Here is an 18,737-nt window from a genome sequence, read left to right on the forward strand (position 1 = left end):
TGCCTTTTGCGTTGCCTTCTATCCCTCGACAGACTTCAGGAAGTCCGAGACGGTGGCAAGGCATTTCGCCTCTTCCTCGACATGCGGCATGTGGCTCGAATGTTCGAACAGCACCCAGCGAATGCCGGGCACCTTCTCGACATAGGGGCGAACCACTTCGGGCGTCGCCTCGTCATATTTACCGGAGATCAGCAGTGACGGCACGTCGATCAGTGGCAGGCGATCCTCGATCGTCCAATCCTTCATGGTGCCGATGACGTGGAATTCGGTGGGGCCGTTCATGTTGATGTAGACGGTATTGTCGAGGTCCATCAGCTCAAAGGTGCGGCTTACCTCCTTCGGCCAGGGATCTAGGCGGCAGACGTGGCGATTGTAGAAGACCCGCGACGCAGCGACGTAATCGGGATGGGAAATGGTGCCGGCCGCTTCATGTTCCAGCAGCGTCGCCTGCACCTCCGGCGGCAACTCCTCACGCAAACGATTGGCTTCGCTCACCCAGGTATGCATGTTGGCCGGCGAGTTGGCGATGATGAGTGCCTTGAGGCCCTCAGGTCGACGCACGGCGTGTTCGGCACCAAGCATGCCGCCCCAGGACTGGCCGAGATAGGCGTAGCGGTCGGCGATCCCGAGGTGGGAAAGCAGGGCGTCGAGCTGGTCAAGGAACAGCTCGATCGTCCAGAAGTCCTTGCCCTTGTCGGGCAGGTGCGTCGAGTTGCCGGAGCCGAGCTGGTCGTAGTGGATGACGGCGCGTCCATCGAGGTCGGCGATGCGCTTGAAACTGTCGACATAATCGTGCGTGCAACCTGGACCGCCGTGGGCGACGATCAATGGCAACCGGGACGATGACAGCGAGCCGCTGACGCGATACCACGTTTCATAGGCACCAAACGGCGCAAATCCTTCCACGACGTCAACCACCGCTTACCCTCCGCTGCATCTGCGTTGGGCAAAAACATAGCGCGGCGAAAAGCTGAGCAGCAGCTATCAGAAGTTATAGGTGTGGCGTTCGTCGAGCAGCCGGTAGTGGATGGCACGCACCACGGCCTGGGTGCGGTTGCGGGCGCCGAGTTTGCGGATCGCTGAGTTGAGATGCATCACCACCGTCGGCACCGAGCGGTCGATGATGCGCGAGATCTCCTTGGCCGACAGGCCCTCGGCGGAGTGGCGCAGACATTCGCGCTCTCGGTCGGTGAGACGCGGCATGGCGCCAATACGAGCAGGAGCATCAAAAGCCGAATAGGCCGTTTCATGAAAGAGATGGGCGAGCAGCCCGAAGTCGGCCAGGGCGCCTTCGGCGGTGCGCTGGAAATCGGTTCCCGCGCCGAAACTTACGCCGGTCACCGTTGCATAGTCGCCACGCGGCAGATGTACGGGCACGGTAACACCGGAGGTCAGGCCACGGTCGCGCAGATAGCTCTCGACCGGGCGGCTGTCGTCACACAGATACTTGCGGATCGCCGTGTTGGCGTCGCGGTCATAGTTCCAGAAAAAAGGCGTCGACGTCCGGAGAGCGAGTTGCTGCACCGGATCGAAACGGAAGTACCCGCGACCGCACCAGTATTCGTGCATGTCTTCCGGCACGTTCCTGAGCTTGAGGACCGACGGAATATTCATGCTGCCGTCGACGTCGTAGGGCACCGGCGTGTAGTCGTAGATGAGTGCGTCGAAGCCGAAGCCCTTCATCATGTCGAAGGCCTGGTCGATGCACCCCTCCAGGTTGGTCTCGGTGGCGAGCCGCTCTTTGATGGCGGCGATGTCGACGGGCATCTATAGCTACTCCGGAGTGGAAAGCCCCGCGTATGGTGGCTTATGCTCCTCTAACCCACGAACCCTATCACTTCTAATAGCTGGTGTTGAGCAGCAATTCATCCAAAAATTGATCACGCTCAATTCGTGGGCTTTGAATCGGACTGGAGATCGCCATGTGGCGGGAAATCGCCCCGGATGCCAGGCATGTCGTGAAGGTCGAGGGCTATGATGTCATCGCCTATGAGTTCGGCACGGGCGACGAAGTGGTCTTTCTGGCCAACGGCGGTCCCGGCCTCCCGTGCGATTATCTTCGCGAGGCCCACTCCTGTCTGATCGATCAAGGCTACCGCGTCATCGCCTTCGACCAGCTTGGCACTGGCGCATCCGACCGGCCTGACGATCCCGCGCTCTGGACGATTGGCCGCTATGTCGAGGAGACCGAAAAGGTTCGCCGGGCGCTCGGCCTCGGCAAGGTGCATTTCCTCGGCCACTCCTGGGGTGGTTGGCTCGCCATCGACTATGCGCTGACCTATCCGGAGGCGCTCAAGACGCTGATCCTCGAGGATACAGTCGCCGACATGCCGCATCTCATCACCGAGCTCGAGCGCCTGCGCGCTGCGCTAGGTTCGGAGACGGTGGCTATGATGCAGGCGCACGAGGCGGCCGGCACCATCGACCATCCCGAATATCTGGCGGCGATCACCCTGCTCAACTATCGTCACGTCTGTCGCTTGAAGGAATGGCCGGCGCCGGTCAACCGATCGCTGTCTGATTGGAACATGGGGCCTTACAGCACCATGCAAGGGCCGAACGAGTTCCTCTACATCGGCAATCTCAAGGACTGGAACCGCGTCCCCGACCTTCACAAGATCACCGTGCCGACGCTCATCACCTGCGGCGAGCATGACGAGTTGACGCCGGCCTGCGCGCTGCGCATGAAGCTCAATTTGCCGAATGCCGAACTCCGGGTGTTCGCCAACGCGAGCCACATGCCGTTCTATGAGAACCCTGGTGATTACTACCCAGCACTCCTAGCCTTCCTCGGGAAACATAGCCAACGATGACGATCGCCCCACCCATGTCATTGCCTGCCACATCCGGACGCCGCGATGCACCGGTATAAGTTCGTTCTCCATCGCCCCCTGCAGTTTCTGCCGGTGCTGTTTGGCATCAGCTTGATCACCTTCGTTCTGGTCCGCCTGATTCCCGGCGATCCGGCACGCGTGCTGCTCGGCACCAAGTCGACGCCGGCGGCCATCGCGGCCATCCGCGCCCAATATGGCCTCGATCAGCCGATCTGGTTGCAATACTTCTACTTTCTTCAGAACCTCGCCCATGGGGAGATGGGCAAGTCGATCCTCTACAAGATCGATGTGCTGAGGCTGATCACCACCCGCATCGAACCGACGCTGGCGCTGGTGCTCTCGGCGGTGCTGCTGTCGCTTGTCATCGCCGTACCGCTCGCCTCACTGGCCGCCCGTTCCAACGGCGGACCGGCCGACCATGCCGTGCGCTTCGTCTCAACCTTCGGCATCGGCTTCCCACCCTTCTGGTTGGCGCTGATGCTGATCATCTTCTTCTCGGTGCGGCTCGATGTGTTCCCTGTTTCCGGCTACGGCGAAACCCTTGCCGACAAGCTCTATCACCTGGTCCTGCCGTCGCTGACCATCGCCCTGTCGCTGTCGACCGTACTGATCCGCTCGCTTCGGACGGCAATGATTGCCGAACTGAAAGGTGATCTCGCCACGGCGGCGCGGGCGCGCGGCATGCCGGAAAGCATCGTTTTCTGGCGGCACGTCATGCCAAACTCGCTGGTGCCGACGGTGAATCTGCTTGCCGTCAACATCGGCTGGCTGATCGGCGGTACCGTCGTCGTCGAAAGCGTGTTCGCGCTGCCGGGCATGGGCCAATTGCTGGTCCGCGCCATTTTTTCGCGCGATTACATGGTGGTGCAAGGCGTGGCCATGGTGTTCGCCTGTGCGACCGTGCTGGTGAATTTCCTCGCCGACATCGTCACCGTCGCCATCGATCCGAGGGTGAAACAATGACCGTCGCGCTCGCTCCGGCCTGGAAGGCGGTCCGGCGGCGGCCGACGCTGCTGGCCGGGCTGATCCTGCTCGCTGCATTTCTCCTCGTCGCACTGTTGGCGCCGGTTATCGCGCCTTACGATCCAATCTTTCAGAACGGCGATCTGCGCCTGCGGCCACCGTCCTGGGCATATCCCTTCGGCACTGACAACTTCGGCCGTGACATCTTCTCGCGCGTCATCTGGGGCACCCGCATCGACTTGCAGATCGCGGTGATCGGCGTGGTGTTTCCGTTCCTGATCGGCACGACGGTTGGCACGCTCGCCGGTTATCTCGGCGGCAAGGTCGACACCGTCTTCATGCGGATCATCGACATTATCCTGGCCTTTCCCTTTCTCGTGTTGATGCTGTCGATCATCGCCATTCTCGGGCCAGGGCTTCAGAGCTTCTACATCGCCATGGCGCTGGTCGGCTGGGTGTCCTATGCGCGCTTGATCCGGGCGCAGATGTTGGTGCTGAAGACGGTAGACTATGCGACGGCGGCGCTCAGCCTGGGCTTCTCCGGTCCCCGCATCATGTTCCGTCACCTTTTGCCCAACGCTATCGCCGGCTCGGTCGTGTTCTCCATGTCGGACTGCGTGCTGGTGCTACTTTCCGGCGCCGCTATCAGCTATCTCGGCCTCGGCGTGCAGCCCCCCCTTGCCGAGTGGGGGGTGATGGTGGCGGAGGGGCAGAGCTTCATTACCACTGCCTGGTGGATCACGTTGTTTCCCGGCCTTTCCATCGTCACGTTGGCCTTCGGCTTCTCGCTGACCGGCGACGGCCTTGGCGATCTCCTGGGGGTGCGCGAATGAGCGAGGCGCTGCTCTCGGTACGCGATCTCAGCGTCGTCTTTGCTGGCGAAGACGGACCTCGCACACTGATCGACAACCTGTCCTTCGATCTTGGCAAGGGCGAGATCCTCGGCCTGGTCGGCGAAAGCGGTTCGGGCAAGAGCCTCACCTGCCGTTCGCTGGTGCGGCTGATGCCGTCGCCCAAACTTGCCATCACCTCGGGTTCGGTGATGCTGGACGGTCGCGATCTGACCAAGGCGCCGGACGCCGACATCCGCGCGGTGCGTGGCCGCGATATCGGCATGATCTTCCAAAATCCGACCAGCCACCTCGACCCGTTGATGCACATCGGGGATCAGATCGCCGAGGGCATCAGAGTCCATCGCGGTGTCGACGGCAAGCAGGCGAGGGCGGCGGCGCTGGAAATCCTGGCGCAAGTGGGTTTCCCCGATCCTGCGCGGCAGTACAACGGCTATCCGCACGAGTTCTCCGGTGGCATGCGACAGCGGGCAATGATCGGTGTGGCGCTTTCCTGCGACCCGCGCATCCTGATCGCTGACGAGCCGACGACCGCGCTTGATGTCACCATCCAAGCGCAGATTCTGAAGCTACTGATGGACCTCCGGGAGAGTCGTGGTCTGTCGGTCATCCTGATCACCCATGATCTCGGCATCGTAGCCCAAACCTGCGACCGCATTGCCGTGCTCAGGCAAGGACTGCTGCTGGAGATCGGGGACAAGCGCGACGTCCTTGGGCGCCCAAAGCATCCCTACACGCAGAACCTCATCGCTTCGCATCCGTCGATGCCGGAACGGCAGGCGCTAGCCGTCATCGCCCACGAACCCTTCGCCGCGAAGACGCGGCCACTCATCGAGATCGATGATCTTCATGTCCGCTTCCCTATCACCGGCCGTGGCCTGTTTTCCGGCGGGCCACGCGAGTTGGCGGCGGTGAAAGGCGTCAGCCTGCAGGTCATGCCCGGCGAGACGGTGGGTATTGTCGGCGAGAGCGGTTCGGGAAAGTCGACGCTGGCTCGGGCGCTGCTCGGCTTGACGCCGATCTCCGAGGGACATGTGTCCTTCGACGGCGCCGACATTGTCACCGAACGGGCGAAGGCGCTCAGGAAACTCCGCCGCGAGACGGCCATGGTGTTTCAGGATCCCTATAACGCGCTCAACCCTCGCCTGACCGTCGGCGCCATGCTTGCCGAGGTCCTTGCCGTGCAGGAGAGCGTACCGAGAGAGCGGATTGCCGAGCGGATCGGCGAACTCCTCGACCTCGTCGGCCTCGAACGCGAGTTCGCTAGCCGCAAGCCGCTGACCATGAGCGGCGGCCAATGCCAACGCGCCGGCATCGCTCGCGCGCTGGCGGTCAATCCGAAGCTGATCGTCGCCGATGAATGCGTCGCCGCGCTCGACGTCACCATCCAGGCGCAGATCGTCGACCTTTTCCGCGACCTCAAGCAGCGCCTCAATCTGACGCTGCTGTTCATCGCCCACGATCTCGCGATCGTCCGCAACCTCTGCGAACGGGTGGTGGTGATGTACCACGGCCAGATCGTCGAGGAGGGGCCGACGGAAGAGGTGTTCAGCGCCCCACGCGAGGCCTACACGCAGGCGCTGATCGACGCCATTCCGGACATCGATCCTGACAAACCGCTTGTGTCTCCACGAGGCGGAGACGCTTTGACCGAAGAAACGTCCGGGCTCGTCACGGGCGAAATATCATAACCAGAAGGGGACTCGACATGACCGCAAAGTGGACCAAACTCAGCGTGGCGACCGTTCTCGCCACCCTCATCTTCGGAGCCTCGATCGCCGAGGCCGCCGGTGTGCTGACCATCGGCCGCCGCGAGGACGGCACGACCTTCGATCCGATCAAAACGGCGCAGAACGTCGACAACTGGGTGTTTTCCAACGTGTTCGACGTGCTGGTGCGCGTCGACAAGTCCGGCACCAAGCTGATCCCAGGCCTTGCTGAAAGCTGGACGATTTCCGACGACGGCCTGACCTATACCTTCAAGCTGCGCGACGCCAAGTTCTCCAACGGCGACGCGGTGACCGCCGACGACGCCGCCTTTTCGATCCTGCGTATCCGCGACAATCCCGGCTCGTTGTGGGCCGATAGTTTCAAGGTGGTCGATACGGCAACCGCCGCCGATCCCAAGACGCTGGTGGTCAAGCTGAAGACGCAGTCGGCGCCGTTCCTGTCGTCGATGGCGCTGCCAAACGTCTCCGTACTGCCGAAGAAGGTACTGGAGTCGGAAGGCGAAGATGCCTTTGGCGAAGCGCCGATCGGTTCGGGTGCCTTCTCCGTCAAGGAATGGCGCCGTGGCGATCGCGTCATCCTCGAGAAGAACCCCAACTACTGGGATGCCGCCCATGTCAGCCTCGACGGCGTCGAATGGATTTCGATTCCCGACGACAACACGCGCATGCTGAAGGTTCAGGCTGGCGAACTGGATACTGCCCTGTTCGTCCCGTTCTCCCGTGTCGCCGAACTGCAGAAAGACCCCAACCTCAAGGTCGTTCTCAACCCGTCGACCCGCGAAGACCACATGCTGATCAACCATTCGCATGGGTTGCTCGGCAAAAAAGAGGTCCGGCAGGCAATCGACATGGCGATCGACAAGAAGACGATCGTCGACGCGGTTACCTTCGGCCTTGGCGAAGTCGCCTATTCCTACATTCCGAAGGGTGCCCTCTATCACTACGCCGACAATCTCCAGCGCCCCTATGACCCGGAAAAGGCCAAGGCCATGCTGGCCGCCGCCGGCGCGTCCGATCTGAAGCTGAACTACGTCGTCAACGCCGGCAATGAGGCCGACGAACAGATCGCCGTGCTCATGCAGCAGATGCTGGCCAAGGCCGGCGTCACGCTCGACCTGCAGAAGGTCGATCCCAGCCAGAGCTGGAACATGCTGATCGACGGGTCCTACGATCTGTCCGTCATGTACTGGACCAACGATATTCTGGACCCCGACCAGAAGACGACGTTCACGCTGGGCGATGACAGCAACATGAACTACATGACGCGCTACAAGAGCCAGCCCGTCAAGGATCTGGTCGCGGCGGCGCGTGTCGAGATGGATCCCAAGAAGCGTGAGCAGATGTATATCGACCTCCAGAAGATGGCCAAGGACGACGTCAACTGGATCGATCTCTACTACAGCCCCTATATCAACGTGACCCGCGCCAACATCGAGAATTTCGACCAGAATCCGCTCGGCCGCTTCTTCCTGGAAGAGACCAAGAAGAACTGAGCCCGCTCACCTGATCCACGCCGCGGTTGCGGCGTGGCGGAAGAAATCATCACCCCGGCAAGATGCTTTGCCGGGGTTTTTCTTTTCATTGGTCTTTATTCCGCATCATCGAACCGTCACGACCGTGTCAATCCACTGACACCAGGGCTTCTTAACAAGGTCTGGCTTTCTCCATTCCTTTTCAGGTGAGCCCGATGAAGACTTTGCTCCTGGCGTCCGTCGCCCTCGTCGTATCCTCTGCCTTTGCACTTGCCGACGAAACGGCCTTCAAGGCGACCCTGGTGTCGCAGGCCATTCTGCCAGCAAATACCATCATCGCTGCCCCAGCCGATGCGCCTGAATTTCTGAAGCAGGCCGGCAAATTCTCGACGCCCGACCGCAAGCGCGCCACGACGCTCGGCTCGGTCCCTGGCCTCGATGGTGTTCGCAAAACAGGCCTCGGCCTGCCGTTTGATGGTCAGGCCGTGCAGGGCTTCTCCGGCATCAGGACAATGGCCGACGGCTCCTTCTGGACCCTCAGCGACAATGGCTTCGGCAGCAAGGCCAACTCCACCGACGCCATGCTGATGCTGCATCATGTCAAGTTCGACTGGCAGTCCGGTACGGTAGATCGCCTTGGCACCGTTTTCCTCAGCGATCCCGACAAGGTGGCGCCGTTCCCGATCGTCATGGAAGGCGCCGACAAGCGCTACCTGACCGGCGCCGATTTCGACATCGAGTCGATCCAGCCGGTCGGCGATGGCTTCTGGCTCGGTGAAGAGCTCGGCCCCTACCTCATCCACGTCACCGCCGATGGCAAGCTGACCGACGTAGTGCCGACGCTTGTCGACGGCAAGCCGGTTCTGTCGCCTGACAACCCGACCCTGAGCCTGCCGGCCGATCCCACCAAGCCACTGCCAGCGTTCAACCTGCGTCGCTCCAATGGCTTCGAGGGGCTGGCCCAATCGAAAGACGGCAGCAAGCTCTATGGGCTTCTGGAAGGTCCGCTCTATCTCGGCGACGGCAAGTTCGAGCAGGTGGACGGCGCGACTGCCACTCGCATTGTCGAGTTCGATGTTGCCAAGAAGGCTTGGACCGGCCGCTCCTGGCTCTATCCCTTCTCAGGTGCCGGCACCAACATCGGCGATTTCAACATGATCGACGATGGCACGGCATTGGTCATCGAGCGTGATGGCGGTGCCGGCCTTCCCGACAAGGTCTGCGCCGATCCGGCCAAGCCCGAGCCGACCTGTTTCGACAAGCCGGCCAAGCACAAGCGCGTCTACAAGATAGCCTTCGGCGATGACAACGTCGGCAAGGCCGTGCGCAAGGTCGGCTACATCGATCTCCTGAATATCGCCGATCCCGACAACAGGGCCAAGCAGGGCACCGTAAACGGCGTCTACACTATGCCCTTCGTCACTATCGAGAACGTCGATGTGGTTGACGCCACGCACATCGTGGTCGGCAATGACAACAACCTGCCGTACTCGGCCGGCCGCGCCGTCGATAAGGCCGACGACGACGAGTTCGTGTTGCTCGAAGTGGGCGACTTCCTGGCCGCGAAATAAGCCGGGTGAGGCTTGAATAGAAAAGGCCCCGGAGCTTTGCGCAGCCGGGGCCTTGGTTTTCATGGGAAGACCGTTATTCGAAGCGCTCGGGCAGATAATCGTCCTTGGCGAGGTCCGAGAAGCGGGTGACCGAAGCGTCGAAGGCGAGCTGCACGGTACCGGTAGGGCCATGGCGCTGCTTGCCGATAATCACCTCAGCCTTGCCGGTGACGCGGTCCATCTCGGTCTGCCACTTGAAGAAGTCCTCGGTGCCTTCCTTGGGCATGCGCGACTGCATGTAATATTCGTCGCGGTAGATGAACATCACAACGTCGGCGTCCTGCTCGATCGAGCCGGATTCGCGCAGGTCGGAGAGCTGCGGCCGCTTGTCGTCACGGCTTTCGACCTGACGAGACAGCTGGGAGAGGGCGATGATCGGGACGGCCAATTCCTTGGCCAGCGCCTTGAGACCGGTGGTGATCTCGGTGATTTCCTGCACGCGGCCGCCCTGCGCGGACTTTGACGAACCCGACAACAGTTGAAGATAGTCGACGATGACCACGTCGAGCCCGCGCTGGCGCTTCAGACGGCGAGCGCGGGCAGCGAGCTGGGCGATGGAAATGCCACCGGTGTGGTCGATGTAGAGTGGCAGCGTCTGCATACGCTGGGCGACGGCGGCGAGCTTGGCAAACTGGTTTTCATCAATGTTGCCACGGCGGATATCGGAGGACGACACCTCCGACTGCTCGGCGAGAATACGCGTTGCCAGCTGCTCGGATGACATTTCCAGACTGAAGAAGCCGACGATGCCGCCATTCACTGTTTTCAGTGAGCCATCCGGCTGCTCAGCCGCTTCGTAAGCGTTGGCAACGTTGAAGGCGATGTTGGTGACCAGCGATGTCTTGCCCATGGCCGGACGAGCGGCGAGGATGATCAAGTCGGACCGCTGCAGACCGCCCATGGTCCGATCTAGGTCATTGAGGCCGGTGGCTATGCCGGACAGGTGACCGTCGCGCTGGTACGCGGCGGCGGCCATGTCAATCGCTTCGCGCAGCGCGTCCGAGAAAGTGTGAAAACCACCCTCGTAGCGTCCGCTCTCGGCGATGCCGAACAGCCGCCGCTCGGCATCCTCGATCTGGGCACGCGGCGGCATGTCGATCGGTGCGTCAAAGGCAATGTTGACCATGTCCTCGCCGATGCGAATCAGGTCGCGGCGGACGGCAAGATCGTGGATGACGCGGCCATAGTCTTCAGCGTTGATGATGGTGGTCGCTTCTGAAGCGAGGCGCAGCAGATACTGCGTCACCGGCATCTCGGCGATCTGATAGTCGGCCGGGTAGAAGGTCTTCAGCGTGATCGGCGAAGCGACCTTGCCGCCGCGGATGAGCTGGCCGATCTTCTCGTAGATCGCCTTGTGCTGCTCGATGTAGAAGTGCGGCGGCTCGAGGAAGTCGGAGACGCGGAAGAACGTCTCGTTGTTCATCAGCATGGCGCCGAGCAGCTGCCGTTCCGCCTCAACATTATGCGGTGCGCTACGGGTAAGCGCGGTAGCCTGATCTTCGACGCGGCGGATGGTGGACATGGGACGGACGGGTTCCTGCTGATGGATGAAGAAGGGACAGTATCAAGCCCCGTCCTGTCAGGATGCGGCAGTTGTGGCGGACTCCCACTATTCACAAGGAGTCGAATTTCCCGACGATGGTTATTGACTCTCGCCCCAGACCAATAGCCTTGCAAGAGAATCGGCAGCCCATTGTTTTGACAAGAAAAACCCCGGGATTTGGGTCCCGGGGCCAATCTGTAGCGGCAGACTCAGAACCGAAGGCGGCTCAGAGCTCCTCGCGGTCCATGCCCTCGTCCTCAAGCACCGAGCTGACTTCGCGAACGAAGGTATCCTCGCGGGCGTTGGCGGTGACGTCCTCGCCCTTGGCCTGGCGCAGGGCCTCTTCCTCAGAGCGGGCAATATTGAGGGTGATGGTGGCGCGTACGTCGGCGTGCAGGATGATCTCGACGGTGTGGACGCCGAGGTTCTTGATCGGCGCGTTGATGTCCACCTGGGCGCGGGTGACGGTTTCACCAGCAGCGGCCAGGATGTCGACGATGTCGCGGGCGGCGACGGAGCCGTAGAGCTGGCCGGTCTCGGCCGCCTGACGGACCACGATGAAGGAGCGCTGGTCGAGGCCGACCTTGATCTCCTCGGCCGACGACTTACGCTCGGCGTTACGGACCTCGAGGGCGGCGCGCTCGCGGTCGAAGCGGGCCTGGTTCTCCTTGGTAGCGCGCAGCGCCTTGCCCTGCGGCAGCAGGAAGTTACGGGCGAATCCGTCGCGGACCCTGATGGTCTCGCCGAGGGTGCCGTGCTTGCCGATGCGCTCGAGAAGGATGACCTTCATTTTCTGTACTCCAATATGGTTGTTTTGGCGTTGCTGCCGTTTGGGAGATCGGGGGCTGTCAGGCACCCGGTCGTTTGTTGAGTCGCTTGGCCCTAAGGCCCAATGGACCGTCGAGAATGCCGGCTATAGCCAGTGGAAAGAGCGGGATGGAAAGGACGAAGGTGGCGCCGTAGGTGACGCCGAGGATAAGCGGTGCAGCCGGATTGCCGCGCACGACGACGTGCAGGACGGCAAAGCCCACCAGCGCAAAGCCCATTCCCACCGACCCCGCGACAACTCCGGCAACAAGGCCAAGCGAATTGTCGACACCTGCCAGAAGAGCGGCGGCGACAAATACGCCTGCCATCCACAGCGGCAGAGACAGCGTTTCCGCGATAGAATCATCGGTGCGCTTCAGGCGTCCGGATAGGCGCACAATACGACTACCCAGCCAGAGATTGAACGCGGTCAGCACCAGCCAGAACATGGCCAGCGCCAGGGGCATAAGACGCATGTAGATGAGAAGGGCGGGCAGCAGGTCTTCGCGTGTCGGCGCGCCCAGGTCGCCGGAGGTCTGCCCCATGCTGACCAGCATGTCGGCGACTTCACCAGCCGTTGCCTGCACGTCGAAGCCGATGATCACGCCGACGCCGATTATGGTGGCCGCGGTGATCAGCACCATGGCCATGAACACGCGGCCGAGCGGGTACCACTCAAAGCTTTTGCCCTCGGCGTCGAGGGGGCGACCGAGACAGACGAGATAACTGTAGATAGCCATGGGACCGGCGATCACCAGGGCATGCAGCAGCGCCGCCTTCCAGGACACGAGGGTCATTAGGCCAATAAAGCCCGCGAGCACGGCGGCGAGGCCGGCAAACGTGCCCCAACCGATCGTGACGATGGCAATGGGAAGCGCGGACATGAAGAACAGCGGCGTGCCAAAGGCACCGCCACTTGTGACGGCCGCGAAAAGCAGGGCTGATGCAGCACCCGCAGCGATGCCGAGAAGAAGTCCGTTCACGTTTATCTCGCTGTCCCGCGCGATCGCCGATGAGGACGACCGATGCTTCGATCGACGGCCTATGCCGCCGGGCGGTTAGGGGTGCCGAGCCGAATAGCCGCATCCCAACTTTGCAGTAACGACGCCGCGACTATGATCGCGGCGTCGGATGTCTCAGATTGCGCCGTCAGGCGCCCGTCATCACTTGATGATGAACGGCAGCAGGCCGAGGATGCGGGCGCGCTTGATCGCCTGGGCGAGCTCGCGCTGCTTCTTGGCCGACACCGCAGTGATGCGGGAGGGAACGATCTTGCCGCGCTCGGAGATGTAGCGCTGCAGCAGACGCACGTCCTTGTAGTCGATCTTCGGGGCGTTGGCGCCGGAGAACGGGCAGGTCTTCCGGCGACGGAAGAACGGACGGCGGGCGGCGGGGAGAGAGGTGATTTCCATGATTATTCCATATCCCCAGCTTCGTCACGACGGGGCGCGCGGTCACGACGCGGGCCACCACGATCGCCACCGCGGAAACCGCCACGATCGCCACGGCCGGCCGGAGCGCCATCACGATCGTCACGATCGCGCTTCTGAAGCATGGCCGACGGGCCTTCCTCAAGCTCATCGACGCGAATGGTCATGATGCGGAGAATGTCTTCGCTGAGGCTCTGCTGACGTTCCATTTCGGCGACGGCGGCATGCGGCGCGTCGAGGTTGAACAGGACGTAGTGAGCCTTGCGGTTCTTCTTGACGCGGTAGGCAAGGGCGCGCAGGCCCCAGTTCTCTACCTTCTTCACAGCGCCGCCATTGCTTTCAATGACGGCCTTGTACTGGTCAGCGATCGTTTCCACCTGCTGGGCGGAGACGTCCTGGCGGACCAGGAACACGTGCTCGTAGAGCGCCATGTCGGTACAGCCTTTCTCGGTTCTATTGACCACCCGGCGCCAAGCCTCTGCGAACCCTCCGAAAGGCTCCACAGATACGAGATCGAGAGCGGAGACACGGGAAGACGATCCGTTTTGCGGGATCAAAGACCTCGCCTTGCGACGCGGCCACCTTCCGTTCAGCCCCCAGCCGGGCATCGTCCATCTTGAACGATGGCGCGCTAATACAGGAAAGGTACCGGTGCGGCAAGTAAAATCGGGCTTTACCTTCAGCCTCGCTCGCCCATAGGCCTCCGCGTTGGCGTCACGCCCTCTGAGATGCATTTCGAAGCGTTTTGCCGCGACATCGCCCGGTTCTGGCAAGATTTTCCCGAGGAGCCGGCGCCCTTGGCCGACACCGCGGCGCCACCTCGTTCGACCGGCATGAGCAGTGTTTACGACAGGACGAGGCTGAGCTGTTGGCCGCGCAAAGTCTCCGCAATCAACGATGCGGAGACATGACACCGTGCAAAAAAAGCATTTTCGAAGGATAAATTCTTCTAAAGTCAAAAATGAAAAACATCGCATAAAGCGATGATTTCAAATTCTCTTTTGAAGAAATGGCGGGAGTGACGGGGCTCGAACCCGCGACCTCCGGCGTGACAGGCCGGCACTCTAACCAACTGAGCTACACCCCCGCTGGGCCGTATCGTTGCGCTCGCTGTCTTGTCGGCAGCGCCGCGTTCCGTGTTGGTGAGCGGTGAATTAGGGGATGCCCCCGGCGAAGTCAAGCGGCCTTTTTCGACTTTTTGCCGGGCAGGTATCCCGAGCATAGAAAACTGGCGGAATCGCCATGTATTTCCTTGCGAATTTCCTTCGCCGGGTTCTGGTCGGAACCGCTCTTTCGACCAAGGTGACGACCACAGTCGACACTTCGTCCGCGAATCCGATCCACATAACCATGGAGGTCAGGGCGACAGGGCTGCCCGCAGCCGCAGCTTGGGTGAAATACCCTCGCCACTTGGCAGGCGAGCGCTTCGGCGTCAGTGGCTTCCATCCTCTCCAGACAACAGGTGGCGGTGAAGGTGGCGCCCAGCTTGGCGAGTGAGGTGATGCTCCAGTGAACAGAATCGCTGGCGGCGTTGGCTGGCTTTGCGAAAACTGGATGCAATTCATCTTATTTAACAATGTGTGATATTTTCGCCAGTCCAAACCACAAGCCGCGTTTCACGCGATCGCCGCCGCTCATGAATCGATTCTGCCGGCTTGACCGCCTGATGACGGCAAGATTTCGTCGACTGACCGAGGGGGCGACGGGACATGGGGATGCCTGTCGACGGACGGTCCAGCAGAGTCGGCCCGTGCCGATCTGGGAGAAAAGTATGCTAGCACGTCTTGTGAAAGTTCTTATGCTGTCCGCAGCCGTTCTGGCAGGCGGACCGCTCGCCGGGAGTTGCAGTGCTCAAGCCATTACTGCCGCGCAGAAAGCGCCAGCGAAACTCACCGCGGCGCAGATTCTGGACAGGCAAGGCGTTGCCGTTACGGTCATTTCCAAGAGCTATACCGCCTTGCCCAAGGAATCGCGCGGCAGATCGGCGCCGTTTTTGAAGGGGTTGATCGACGTCGCCAATGCCTATCGTGACGTCGCAGTTGCCAGCAAAGCGCGTGACAATCGCAAGATGGGGGCCGCCCTGCCGAAAGTGGCAACCGCGCTCGCCAAGCTCGATAGTGCCTATCAGCTGTCTGGGATCCGCGACCAGCACATTGCCGACTCTCTCAAGTCACTCAACGTTCTGTGGAAGACTTATCTCAAGGTCGTCGATGTCGGTGCGTCGCGAAAGTCGGGCAAACAGTCAGCGACGAGCGCCCGCAAGATCAGTCATATGCGCCACGAATTAATGCGGCGCGGCGAGAGCCAGAAGGGCGACCGGCGCGCGGCGGCGCAGAGAGCCCACCTGTTGGCACTCCTCAAGGAAGCAGACGCGGCGAGCCGCCAAGCCGATCAGCTTTGGTATGCGTCCATGCTGATGGCCGAGGTTTATGGCTACTACGCTGGTGCATACGAATATTATGCGGCCTATGAGCCGACCTATGCCGCCGATTATCGCGAGTCATGGCAGAGCATCTCCTCGGAGACGGAGTATTTCTATAGCGAGTCCGTCTCCTACTACGAGGAATATTCCTGGACGTCCTACGAAGAGACGGTCGAGGTTTCCGACAGCTACGAGTTCGGTCTGACCGAAGAGGAATTCACCGCGGCTCAAACGGAGGTCGAGACCTCTGGCGTCAGTGTCGGCGCGGAGGCGGAGAGCCTGTACCAATCGTCCGACGAGCGTCAGACGCTCGATAGCGTCGAGACCGAGATCGACACCGAGGAGTCGGCTGCCACCGAGGCGCCGGCGCCGGACGCCGTCGCCCCTGATACGGAAGCCGATCAACCCGCCGATGCCAATGAGGCACCGAAGACGGATGGCGACACCGCCAACCAGCCGGACAGGGCTGGGCAGGGCGCTGATGAAGCACTTCCGGGCGATGACAGCTGCGCCGCCGACAATCCGTCACAAGATTGCGCAACCACACCCGCCGATGACGGGACCGCCCAAGATGAAGCGGTTCCCGACGAGCAGTCCAAGGATGAAGCCACGCCCGACGAAGCAAATCCTGATGAACAGCCTCGGGACGAGGCCTCTCCCGATGATAGCGGCGTGTCGGACGACAACGCCAATGCGTCGGACGAAGGGAGCGATGCTTGCGCTGGCGATAATCCACCGGCCGACTGCTTCTCGAGTGACGAGGGGGCTGCTGGCGATGATGGGGCAGCTAGCGACGAGGGCGCTTCCAGCGACGAGGGAGGCGGCGATCAAAGCTATGAGGAGCCCGCCCAGGACAACTCCGCGGTGGAGGAAGACTCTAGCGGCGGCGATGATTCCGGTGGTGGCGAGGACTCCTCCGGTGGTGACGATTCCGGCGGTGGTGGCGACGACGAATAGCTTCGGTCGAGGGACTCGGCGCGGCATTTATTTGCCGCGTCGCAGATCCTCTACAATGGCAAGGCGGGAACCGTCGAGACGCTCGCGGTAGACTTGGATGTTCTCCAACACCCGCTGCACATAATTTCGCGTCTCGCCATAGGGGATGCTTTCAATCCAGTCGACCGGATCGACGCCGGGGTTGCGTGGGTCGCCGAAGCGTTGCACCCATTCCCTGACGCGGCTCTTGCCCGCATTGTAGGCGGCGAAGGTCAGGACATAAGAACCGCCGAACTCGTCCAACAGCTCGCGCAGATGGGCGGCGCCCAGCGTGGCGTTGTAGCCGGGATCGCTGGTGAGGCGATCCTTGGAGAACTTGACGCCGATCGCCTTTGCCGTATTGGCAGCCGTTGTCGGTATCAGCTGGAGAAGGCCGAGCGCGCCAGCCGCCGAGCGGGCGCCTGGGTCGAAAGCGCTCTCCTGGCGGGCAATGCCGTAGACCATAGCCGTTTCCACCAGCTTCTGGTGGCGGGCACTTTCAGGAATGGCATCAAGCGGAAAGGCGAGGCGTTCGGCGCCGAGCCCCCGGTCGGCGGCGAGCTTGCCGATTTGCAGGGCCAGGCGATGGTCGCCCTGGCTTTCGGCAAAGCTGGCAAGCAATGCCACCTGCCCCCCGGTGGGGAGTGTCTTCGCCAGTTCCAGATAGAGCAGGTTGGCGTCACTTTCCCGACCGGTCCTGAGCAACTGCACCAGCACACGGGCAAGGTCGGTGCGCGCAAAGGCCGCCCGATCGGCGTCAGTGGGCTTCGGTGCCGGCGGCAATCCGAGGGTCGGCAGGCCGAGCTTCACGCGAGAGAGCTGGCCATAGAAAGTAAACTCATCGTCGGCGGCGCGGTCGTACCGGGTACGAGCGTTGGCTGCGCGACCCGCCGCTTCTTCGGCACGGGCGATCCAATAGTTGGCGCGAGCCCGCGAAATCGGCTTTTGCGAAATCTTCTCGAGTTCGCCGAAATGCCGCAACGCCGATTGCGGGTCCTTCAGAAAGCGTAGCGCGTACCAGCCGGCGTGAAAATGAGCTTCCTGAAGCGTCATCTCGCTGCCACCGGCCTGACTGGCCACGACTTTATAGGCAAGACGAGGGCTGTTTTTTTCCACGAGGTCGCGCGAAACGATGCGCCGCTCCACCCACCACTCGTCACCATGAGCGAGGGTCGCTTTGGCATCGACGGATAGAATGGCTTTGGCCGCTTCCTCCGGACGATCGGCGCGGCGGTGCCACTCGGCCAGAGTGAAGGCGTAGAGCGGATCCTTGCGCACCGTTTTCGGTACGGCGTCAAGCTTGCGGCCGGCGTCGGAGGATCCGCGCAGCACGGCAGTGCGAGCCGTGGCAAGAGCGGCATAACCGTCCGGCAGGTACGGTGTGAGTGCCGCTGCCTGGGTGACGCGATCGGCATACATCAGCATGTCGTAGCGCGCCTTATGCTGGGCGCGGGTCAGCACCTTGCCGAACTCCGCGATCACCGCCTTGTCGTCGGCCGGCGACAGTGCCTCGCGCGCCCACCAGGCGCCAAGCAGCACCGAGGCGTTGGAGGTACGACCGAGGGTGATCAGCGCGCGGGCGAGCGACTTCGTTCCCTTGTCGGAGATTGGCGCGGAACCGGCATAGGCCGCGACCTCGTCGGCCGGGGTCAGGTTCATATCCGTGAGGGCTTGCTCGGCGCGCCGACGCATCAACTCCACAGAAGGCCAGTCGGGCCGTCGGCGGGCGAAATCGGTGATGGTAGCCGGCGTTAGCCCTTCGGTGCCACGCCGGATGGCCATCCAGGTGACGATGTCTCGATCGAGTTCCGGCAGACCGGCGGCCAAGGCCAAAGCACCGGTAAGGTTTTTGGAATCGAGGGCGTCGAGGGCCGAGCGCAACCCTTCGACGCTGCTTTGCGATAGGCTCGGCAGTGCGCCGGTGATATCTGCGGGAGCAGCAAGGACAGGCGACGGCTCCGACAACATGGCCGGCAAGGCAATGATCAGCGCGGCAACGAGCGAAGGCGTCTTGAGCATGGCAACCCTCATCAATTGAAAATTAACTTCAAGATGTCGCCATTTTGTTGAGGAAACCTTGACGCCGCCGACAGAGGGGAG

16 protein-coding genes and 1 tRNA gene are annotated in these 18,737 nt (G+C 61.9%); 8 read left to right on the top strand and 9 right to left on the bottom strand.

What is annotated here, in order from left to right:
- Positions 1 to 18: 18 nt before the first annotated feature.
- Together AB6N07_RS16015 and AB6N07_RS16020 are read right to left on the bottom strand one after the other, a co-directional pair.
- Complete coding sequence (locus AB6N07_RS16015; RefSeq protein ID WP_370674076.1) at positions 19 to 918, bottom strand: proline iminopeptidase-family hydrolase; 900 nt, start codon at positions 916 to 918, stop codon at positions 19 to 21.
- A gap of 66 nt (positions 919 to 984) precedes the next feature.
- Positions 985 to 1,767: an autoinducer binding domain-containing protein gene (locus tag AB6N07_RS16020; protein WP_370674077.1), complete on the bottom strand. Its 783-nt coding sequence runs from the start codon at positions 1,765 to 1,767 to the stop codon at positions 985 to 987.
- Positions 1,768 to 1,922: 155 nt separating this feature from the next.
- Here AB6N07_RS16020 and AB6N07_RS16025 point away from each other — a divergent pair, with 155 nt between their 5' ends.
- The 6 genes from AB6N07_RS16025 (at position 1,923) to AB6N07_RS16050 (ending at position 9,421) form a co-directional block, all read left to right on the top strand.
- Positions 1,923 to 2,813 carry a proline iminopeptidase-family hydrolase gene (locus AB6N07_RS16025; RefSeq protein ID WP_370674078.1) on the top strand — a complete coding sequence of 297 codons (891 nt, stop codon included), beginning with the start codon at positions 1,923 to 1,925 and terminating at the stop codon, positions 2,811 to 2,813.
- A gap of 45 nt (positions 2,814 to 2,858) precedes the next feature.
- Positions 2,859 to 3,797 carry an ABC transporter permease gene (locus AB6N07_RS16030; RefSeq protein ID WP_370674079.1) on the top strand — a complete coding sequence of 313 codons (939 nt, stop codon included), beginning with the start codon at positions 2,859 to 2,861 and terminating at the stop codon, positions 3,795 to 3,797.
- The gene (locus tag AB6N07_RS16035) at positions 3,794 to 4,630 is read left to right on the top strand and encodes an ABC transporter permease (RefSeq protein WP_370674080.1); all 837 of its coding nucleotides are present in this window, start codon (positions 3,794 to 3,796) and stop codon (positions 4,628 to 4,630) included. Before AB6N07_RS16030 ends, AB6N07_RS16035 begins: the two co-directional genes overlap by 4 nt.
- Positions 4,627 to 6,339, top strand: coding sequence for an ABC transporter ATP-binding protein (locus AB6N07_RS16040; protein WP_370674081.1), 1,713 nt, complete (start codon positions 4,627 to 4,629; stop codon positions 6,337 to 6,339). Before AB6N07_RS16035 ends, AB6N07_RS16040 begins: the two co-directional genes overlap by 4 nt.
- A gap of 17 nt (positions 6,340 to 6,356) precedes the next feature.
- Positions 6,357 to 7,871, top strand: a complete 1,515-nt coding sequence (locus AB6N07_RS16045) for an ABC transporter substrate-binding protein (protein WP_370674082.1) — start codon at positions 6,357 to 6,359, stop codon at positions 7,869 to 7,871.
- 194 nt (positions 7,872 to 8,065) lie between these two features.
- Entirely contained in the window at positions 8,066 to 9,421 is a 1,356-nt protein-coding gene (locus AB6N07_RS16050; RefSeq protein ID WP_370674083.1) for an esterase-like activity of phytase family protein, read from the top strand.
- 73 nt (positions 9,422 to 9,494) lie between these two features.
- Here AB6N07_RS16050 and AB6N07_RS16055 read toward each other — a convergent pair whose 3' ends face one another.
- From AB6N07_RS16055 to AB6N07_RS16080, 6 genes are all read right to left on the bottom strand, one after another.
- Positions 9,495 to 10,982, bottom strand: coding sequence for a replicative DNA helicase (locus tag AB6N07_RS16055; RefSeq protein WP_370674084.1), 1,488 nt, complete (start codon positions 10,980 to 10,982; stop codon positions 9,495 to 9,497).
- Between the two features lie 247 nt (positions 10,983 to 11,229).
- Entirely contained in the window at positions 11,230 to 11,793 is a 564-nt protein-coding gene (gene rplI, locus AB6N07_RS16060) for a 50S ribosomal protein L9 (RefSeq protein ID WP_370674085.1), read from the bottom strand.
- Positions 11,794 to 11,851: 58 nt separating this feature from the next.
- Positions 11,852 to 12,793 carry a hypothetical protein gene (locus AB6N07_RS16065; RefSeq protein ID WP_370674086.1) on the bottom strand — a complete coding sequence of 314 codons (942 nt, stop codon included), beginning with the start codon at positions 12,791 to 12,793 and terminating at the stop codon, positions 11,852 to 11,854.
- A gap of 180 nt (positions 12,794 to 12,973) precedes the next feature.
- Complete coding sequence (rpsR, locus tag AB6N07_RS16070) at positions 12,974 to 13,222, bottom strand: 30S ribosomal protein S18 (protein ID WP_084632951.1); 249 nt, start codon at positions 13,220 to 13,222, stop codon at positions 12,974 to 12,976.
- A 2-nt stretch (positions 13,223 to 13,224) separates the two neighbouring features.
- A complete protein-coding gene (gene rpsF, locus AB6N07_RS16075; protein ID WP_134180854.1) occupies positions 13,225 to 13,671 on the bottom strand; it encodes a 30S ribosomal protein S6 in 447 nt (148 codons plus the stop codon).
- 579 nt (positions 13,672 to 14,250) lie between these two features.
- Positions 14,251 to 14,327 (bottom strand) — tRNA-Asp (locus AB6N07_RS16080).
- Positions 14,328 to 14,482: 155 nt separating this feature from the next.
- Between AB6N07_RS16080 and AB6N07_RS16085 the strand changes: the two genes are divergently transcribed.
- Entirely contained in the window at positions 14,483 to 14,737 is a 255-nt protein-coding gene (locus AB6N07_RS16085; protein ID WP_370674087.1) for a hypothetical protein, read from the top strand.
- 34 nt (positions 14,738 to 14,771) lie between these two features.
- The gene (locus AB6N07_RS16090; protein ID WP_370674088.1) at positions 14,772 to 16,619 is read left to right on the top strand and encodes a hypothetical protein; all 1,848 of its coding nucleotides are present in this window, start codon (positions 14,772 to 14,774) and stop codon (positions 16,617 to 16,619) included.
- 27 nt (positions 16,620 to 16,646) lie between these two features.
- On the opposite strand, the gene AB6N07_RS16095 is transcribed toward AB6N07_RS16090, so the two are convergent.
- Complete coding sequence (locus AB6N07_RS16095) at positions 16,647 to 18,656, bottom strand: lytic transglycosylase domain-containing protein (RefSeq protein WP_370674089.1); 2,010 nt, start codon at positions 18,654 to 18,656, stop codon at positions 16,647 to 16,649.
- Between the last annotated feature and the right edge of the window lie 81 nt (positions 18,657 to 18,737).

The organism is Pleomorphomonas sp. PLEO, assembly GCF_041320595.1.
In the GTDB taxonomy this organism is placed as follows: domain Bacteria; phylum Pseudomonadota; class Alphaproteobacteria; order Rhizobiales; family Pleomorphomonadaceae; genus Pleomorphomonas.